Below are 6,015 nucleotides of genomic sequence, written 5' to 3' on the forward strand. Positions count from 1 at the left end.
ATAGGCGCAGACGCCGGGCACGACGACGATGGCGGGCACCAGCAGGATACGGATCACCGCCGCCGCCAGCACCCCCTTCTGGCCCTCGCGCAGCGTCGGCGCGGCCATCGCCCGCTGGGTGATGGTCTGATTGGTCGACCAGTAGAACATCTGGATGAAGATCATGCCGGTCAGCAGGGTGGTCCAGGGGATCGGGCTGTCGGGCCCGCCGAACATGTTCAGCCGCTCGGGCGGCACGCTGGAAAAGTCGAAGCCGATGGCCGCCATGGCCAGCACCGTGACCAGCGCCGCCATGCCCAGCACGCCGACGCCCGCGAAGGTGTCATAGACCGCCACGGCCCGGAGCCCGCCGAGGATGGTGTAGGCCGCGCTGACCAGGGCGATGGCGGCGGCGATCCAGATCAGCGGGATGTTCCCGGCGAACGAGGTCTGGATGAACAGCGCGCCCGTGTAGGCCATGATCGGCAGGTAGATGAAGACGTTGCCCGCCAGGAACAGCACCGAGACCGTCGCCCTCAGGCCCTTGGAGCCGTACTTTCGCTCCAGCAGCTCCGTCGTCGTCGTGCAGTTGTTTCGGTAGTAGATCGGCAGGAACACGTAGGCGAGCATGATCAGCCCCGCCACCGCCGCGATCTCCCACCATGCCAGCAGCAGCATCTGGTTGCCGTTCATGCCCACGAGCTGGTCGGTGGAGAGATTGGTCAGTGTGATCGAGCCGGCGATGAAGGGCCAGGTGAGGTTGCGCCCCGCCAGGAAGTACTCCGCATGGCTGTCGGTCGAGCGACCGCCCATCCGCCGCACCTGCCACCAGGTGACAAGCGCCATCAGCGCGGTCAGCCCGATGAAGACCGACCACTGCACCGTCGAGTGTTCCAAGCGCGCTCCCCCTGCCCCGCGCCGAACCTAAGCCGAGCCCGCGCCTCGCGTCACGCCCAGAGCGGCGAGGAGGCCTTGAGCACGCGGGACATCATCAGCATCCGAGCGGTCGGCGGGCCGCCTGCGGCCGGCCGGATCACGCTCTCGTACCAGGTGACTTCCGTCTTGGGGGATTCCGAAAAGGCCCTGATCTCGCCGTCCGCCAGATAGTCGGTGTCGAGGAAGACCGGCCCGTCCAGGAACTCCAGTTCAATCGCGCCGAACATGCCGACGAAGTCGCCCGCCGACTTGAACAGCGGCTGCTCCACTGCCCGCAGCACGTCGATGGCCACGGCCGGCGCGGCGACCTTGGCGCCGAACTCCGTCGGGTCACGATACTCCGGCAGCGGTTCGGTTACGCCTTCCAGGCGCCGGAGGGCCACGGCGCCGTCGATCCGCGCGGGCGTGTCCTTGCAGGTGTCGCCCACCTTGCGGCTGGCCAGGATCCGCAGATCGGCGGCCGGCCTAGAGGCCGCCATACGCTTGGCGAGTTCGCTCTCCGGATTGCGCCCACCTACCCAGGCGTCGCCTTCCATCACCCGCACGCCCTCGGGCGTCTCCATCCAGATGCGCGCGATGCGGAGGCCGCCCGGCCCGGCCGTTTCCGGGCCGATGAAGGCGCGGACCGGTTCACCGTCGGTGGTGGCGTTCATGAAGTGCAGCGAGAGGCCGCCGCGCCGGCGCCACTCCGGCCCCAGCCGCCGGATGATCAGCGGTGGGAACTGTTCGCAGTGGATGTTGCCGGCCACCGTGCCGCCCCGGAAGCCGAGTTTCTGGGCCGTGGCGTCGTCATGGATCGATCCGGCCGCATTGCGCGAAAGATTGACCGGCCGACGCTCAGGGCCCGCCAACACGCCATCGGTTTCGACCGCTTCAAACGCCGTTAGGGTCATTGCCTCGCTCCCTTGACCGGCGCTGCCCGCGCCTCTTATTGACGACAAATATAATAAACCGGAAAGGCCTGTCCATGGACCTTGACCTGAGCCCCGAGGATATCGCGTTCCGCGAGGCCGTGCGCGCTCTGATCGCCGCGACCTTTCCCGAGGGTTCGCCCTACGATCCCAAGGGCGACGGCGACGTCCGCTGGCACGCGGCGCTGGCCTCGCGCGGTTGGGTTGCGCCCAAGTGGCCGGTCCAGTTCGGCGGCCCGGGATGGAGCCCGGCCCAGCACTTCGTCTGGGAGCGCGAGACCACGCGCCTGGGCGTCCCGTCTCACATCGGCGGCATGGGCATGGGCATGCTGGCCCCGATCCTCTTCGCCTATGGCAGCGAGGCGCAGCAAAGGCGCTTCCTGCCCGACATCCTGGCCAACACCGTGCGCTGGTGCCAGGGCTACTCCGAGCCGGGCGCCGGTTCCGACCTCGCCTCGCTCCGCACCCGTGCGGTGCTGCAGGGCGACCACTATGTCGTCGATGGCGAAAAGGTCTGGACCAGCGGCGCCCACACCGCCGACTGGATGTTCTGCCTGACCCGCACATCCGACGAACCGAAGCGCCAGGACGGCATCACCTTTCTGCTGGTCAACATGCGGGCGCCGGGCGTGCAGGTGAGCCCGATTGTCTCCATCGACGGTCGCCACATGTTCAATCGCGTCACCTTCGACGGCGTCCGCGTGCCGGCCGAGAACCGCATCGGACGCGAGGGCGAGGGCTGGACCGTCGCAAAAGGCCTGCTCACCCACGAACGGACCGGCCAGGCCTTCGTCTCACTGTCTCTGGACCTGCTGCGCCGCATCCGGCTGGCGGCCGGCGAGATCCCCGGATCCAGTGGCGGGCTGCTGATCGAGGATCCCGGGTTCGCAGCTCGCCTGGGCCTGGCCGAGGTGGAACTCCGCGCGCTGGAGATCACCGAACTACGCACCCTGGCGGAGGTCGAAGCCGGCGGCGCACCCGGCGCCCAATCCTCGATGCTGAAGCTGAAAGGCACAGACATCGTCCAACGTATGACCGAGTTGTTCGTCGAGTGCGCCGGCCCCTACGCCGCACCCTGGTTCCCCGACGTGCTCGGCCAGCCCCAGACCATCGGCCCTGACTGGGCGCGCCCGGAAGTCATCCGTTACCTGGAGGGCCGCGCCGCCAGCATCGCCGGCGGCTCCGACGAAGTGCAGCGGAACATCATCGCCAAGCACGTCCTGCGGCTCTAGCTTCGGGGCATGACCCTCCGCCTCGTCGCAGACACCCAGGACCAGCTCGGCGAGGGCCCGGTCTGGGCCGCCGCTGAGCAGCGGCTCTATTGGTTCGACATAAAGGGCCGCCGGCTCCATTGGCTGCTCCCGGACCGCGAGACACGCGCCTTGGACCTGCCGCTCCGCGCCAGCGCCGCCGCGCCTCTGATCGGCGGCGGACTGCTCATGGCGACCGAAGGCGGTCTGGCGCGTGTAGACCCCGACGCCGGGGCGTTCCGCATCGTGCGACCCATGACGTTCGATCCCGGCTTTCGCACCAATGATGGCAAGATCGATCCCAAAGGCCGCTTCTGGTGGAGCACCATGGACGACCATCATGGCGAGCGCCCCGGCGCTTTGTTCCGTACGGATCCGGACGGCGCGACGCAGGTGATGTTCGAGGGCCTGCACATCGCCAACACCGTCTCAATGTCGGCCGATGGGACCACCTACTATCTTGCGGACTCGCGGCTGGGGACGATCTTCGCCCATCCGACCGAGAACTTCGCCGCCCGCATCCCCTTCGCCACGCCCCAGGTCGGCGCGCCGGACGGTGGGGCGATCGATGCCGAGGGTTTCCTCTGGAACGCGCAATGGGGCGCCAGTCGTATTGTCCGTTACGCTCCAGACGGCCGTGTCGATCGGATCGTGGACACCCTGGTGAAACAGCCCACCAGCCTTGCCTTCGGCGGGCCGAACCTGGCCACCCTTTATGTCACCAGCGCCTGGGACGGTCTGGACCGGGCCCTCAACCCGCTTGCAGGCAGCCTGTTCGCCTTTGAGCCCGGCGTCGCCGGCCTGCCCCTGCCCGCCTTCAACGGAACCGCCTTCGCATGAGCTTCGCCGCCTATCCCAGCCTGACGGGTCGCCGCGCCTTCGTCACCGGCGGCGCCACCGGCATCGGCGCAGCCATTGTCTCAGCACTTCATGCGCAGGGTGCGGTCGTGGCCTTCGTCGACCGCGACGCGTCAGCCGGCGAAGCGCTGGCCGTCGGATACGCCGGCGCCCGATTCCAGGCTCTGGACGTGACGGCGTCGGGCGCGCTGGAAGCCGCCGTCGAGGCGCAGGCCCAGGCGATGGGCGGGCTCGATATCCTGGTCAACAACGTCGCCGACGACACCCGCCACGCGGCCGCCCAAACCGACGCCGCCCAATGGCGCGCCACGCTGGCGGTCAATCTCGACCCCGCCTTCCTCGCCGCCCGCGCGGCCTATCCGCACCTCAAGGCCTCGGGCGTCGGCGCGATCATCAATCTGAGCTCGATCAACGCCCTGACCGGGCCCGCCAATCTCGCAGCCTACGCCGCCGCCAAGGGCGCGATCAATTCGCTCACCAAGTCCCTCGCCCGTGAGTGGGGGCCCGACCGAATCCGCGTCAACGCCGTTTCCCCCGGTTGGGTGGTCACCGAGCGCCAGCTCAGGCTGTGGCTTACCCCGGAGGCCGAGGCCGAGTGGATGAAGGGCGTCGCATTGCCCGACCGGATCGAGCCCGACGACGTCGCCCGCCTTGTGCTGTTTCTGGCCTCCGACGACGCCCGCCGGATCACCGGCCAAAACCTGATCGTTGACGGCGGGCGCACCTGAAATGCCCGCACGCCTGCTCGCCTGCGACTGGGGCAACACCAATCTCCGCGCTTGGGTGCTGGACGATCATGGAGCCGCGCTGGCGGAAGCGCGCTTTGACTTGGGCGTCTCGCGGTTGGGCCCCGGTGAGCCCGCCGCCCGCTTCGACGACACCGTCCGCCCCGCGCTGAAGGCCCAAGACCTGCCCGCGCTGCTCTGCGGCGCGGTGGGCTCGAACGTGGGCTGGGCGACGGCGCCCTATGTCGATTGCCCCGCTGACCCGGCCGAAGTCGCCCGGGCGATGCTCGAGGTCGCGCCCGGCGTGCGCATTGTTCCAGGCCTCCGCTGCAAGGGAGTGGCCGGGCACCCCGATGTGCTGCGCGGCGAGGAGACCCAGCTGCTGGGCTGGCTCGCCGGCGATCCCGCCCGCCGCCGGGGTCGTCGACTGGTCTGCCAGCCGGGCACCCATTCCAAGTGGATGCTGGTGGAGGACGGCCGCGTGCTGCGCTTCGCCAGCGCCATGACCGGCGAACTCTTTGAGCACCTCACCCGCCACGGCGTTCTACGGGGGGCGGGCGGCGCCGATGATGATCCCGCGGCGTTCGAGGAAGGTCTCGCCGCGGCCGGGGACGGTGACGCGCTCGCCGCCCGCCTGTTCGCCGCGCGGGGCCGCGTGGCCGGAGCCGGGGCTGCGCCCGCCTCGACGCCCAGTTTTCTGTCCGGCCTGCTGATCGGGGCGGAGGTCGCGGGTACGCCCCGGGTCCTGGGCGAAGCCTCGGATCTTGTTGTCGACCTCCTGGGATCGCCCGCCCTGTGCGCCCGCTACGCCCGCGCGCTGGACCGTGTTGGACGAGCCTGGGCCGCTCACGACGGCGACGCCGCCACGCGCGCAGGCCTCTTTGAACTTCACCGCCTGACGGAGTCCCCATGACCCTGGATGACGCGATCGCCGCCTGCCCCATCGTCGCGATCCTTCGCGGCGTCACGCCCGAAGAGGCCGTCGATCACGGCGAGGCGCTTTACGACGCGGGCGTCCGGGCCATGGAAGTGCCACTCAACTCACCCGACCCGCTGGTTTCCATCGCCCGACTGGTCGAAGCCTTTCGGGGCCGGATGTCCACAGGCGCGGGCACGGTGCTGACGATTCGCGACGCCGAGGCGGTGGCGGCGGCCGGCGGCCGCTTCGCCGTCGCGCCCAACACCGACCCGACGGTGATCGCCCGTCTGCGAGCCATGGGCCTGGAGCCGGCGCCGGGCTTCGCCACCGCCACCGAAGCCTTCGCCGCCCTGAACGCCGGCGCGCGCCACCTCAAGCTGTTTCCCGCAGCCACCTATGGACCCGGCCATCTGCGCCAGCTCGCCGCGGTGCTGCCG

General features: G+C 69.6%; 6 protein-coding genes and 1 pseudogene. 5 read left to right on the top strand and 2 right to left on the bottom strand.

What is annotated here, in order from left to right; translation table 11 throughout:
- Window positions 1-876, bottom strand: a pseudogene (locus ACIQ3R_RS14145) (SLC5 family protein); the annotation flags it as partial.
- A gap of 50 nt (window positions 877-926) precedes the next feature.
- A complete protein-coding gene (locus tag ACIQ3R_RS14150; protein ID WP_397419504.1) occupies window positions 927-1,808 on the bottom strand; it encodes a hypothetical protein in 882 nt (293 codons plus the stop codon).
- Between the two features lie 74 nt (window positions 1,809-1,882).
- Between ACIQ3R_RS14150 and ACIQ3R_RS14155 the strand changes: the two genes are divergently transcribed.
- From ACIQ3R_RS14155 to ACIQ3R_RS14175, 5 genes are all read left to right on the top strand, one after another.
- On the top strand, window positions 1,883-3,058 hold the full coding sequence (locus ACIQ3R_RS14155; protein WP_397419505.1) for an acyl-CoA dehydrogenase family protein: 1,176 nt from the start codon (window positions 1,883-1,885) through the stop codon (window positions 3,056-3,058).
- 9 nt (window positions 3,059-3,067) lie between these two features.
- Entirely contained in the window at window positions 3,068-3,916 is an 849-nt protein-coding gene (locus ACIQ3R_RS14160; protein ID WP_397419506.1) for an SMP-30/gluconolactonase/LRE family protein, read from the top strand.
- Window positions 3,913-4,662, top strand: a complete 750-nt coding sequence (locus tag ACIQ3R_RS14165; RefSeq protein WP_397419507.1) for an SDR family NAD(P)-dependent oxidoreductase — start codon at window positions 3,913-3,915, stop codon at window positions 4,660-4,662. Before ACIQ3R_RS14160 ends, ACIQ3R_RS14165 begins: the two co-directional genes overlap by 4 nt.
- Before the next feature lies 1 nt (window position 4,663).
- Window positions 4,664-5,572 carry a 2-dehydro-3-deoxygalactonokinase gene (locus ACIQ3R_RS14170; RefSeq protein WP_397419508.1) on the top strand — a complete coding sequence of 303 codons (909 nt, stop codon included), beginning with the start codon at window positions 4,664-4,666 and terminating at the stop codon, window positions 5,570-5,572.
- Window positions 5,569-6,015 (top strand): 2-dehydro-3-deoxy-6-phosphogalactonate aldolase (locus tag ACIQ3R_RS14175; protein ID WP_397419509.1); only part of this gene is annotated, 447 nt, incomplete at its 3' end. The genes ACIQ3R_RS14170 and ACIQ3R_RS14175, both read left to right, overlap by 4 nt.

Source organism: Phenylobacterium sp. (assembly GCF_044371015.1).
Taxonomy (GTDB): domain Bacteria; phylum Pseudomonadota; class Alphaproteobacteria; order Caulobacterales; family Caulobacteraceae; genus Phenylobacterium.

Coding starts and splice junctions, on each gene's coding strand:
- ACIQ3R_RS14170 (WP_397419508.1), top strand. CDS start 4,664: ATGCCCGCACGCCTGCTCGCCTGCGACTGGGGCAACACCAATCTCCGC.
- ACIQ3R_RS14165 (WP_397419507.1), top strand. CDS start 3,913: ATGAGCTTCGCCGCCTATCCCAGCCTGACGGGTCGCCGCGCCTTCGTC.
- ACIQ3R_RS14155 (WP_397419505.1), top strand. CDS start 1,883: ATGGACCTTGACCTGAGCCCCGAGGATATCGCGTTCCGCGAGGCCGTG.
- ACIQ3R_RS14160 (WP_397419506.1), top strand. CDS start 3,068: ATGACCCTCCGCCTCGTCGCAGACACCCAGGACCAGCTCGGCGAGGGC.
- ACIQ3R_RS14150 (WP_397419504.1), bottom strand. CDS start 1,808: ATGACCCTAACGGCGTTTGAAGCGGTCGAAACCGATGGCGTGTTGGCG.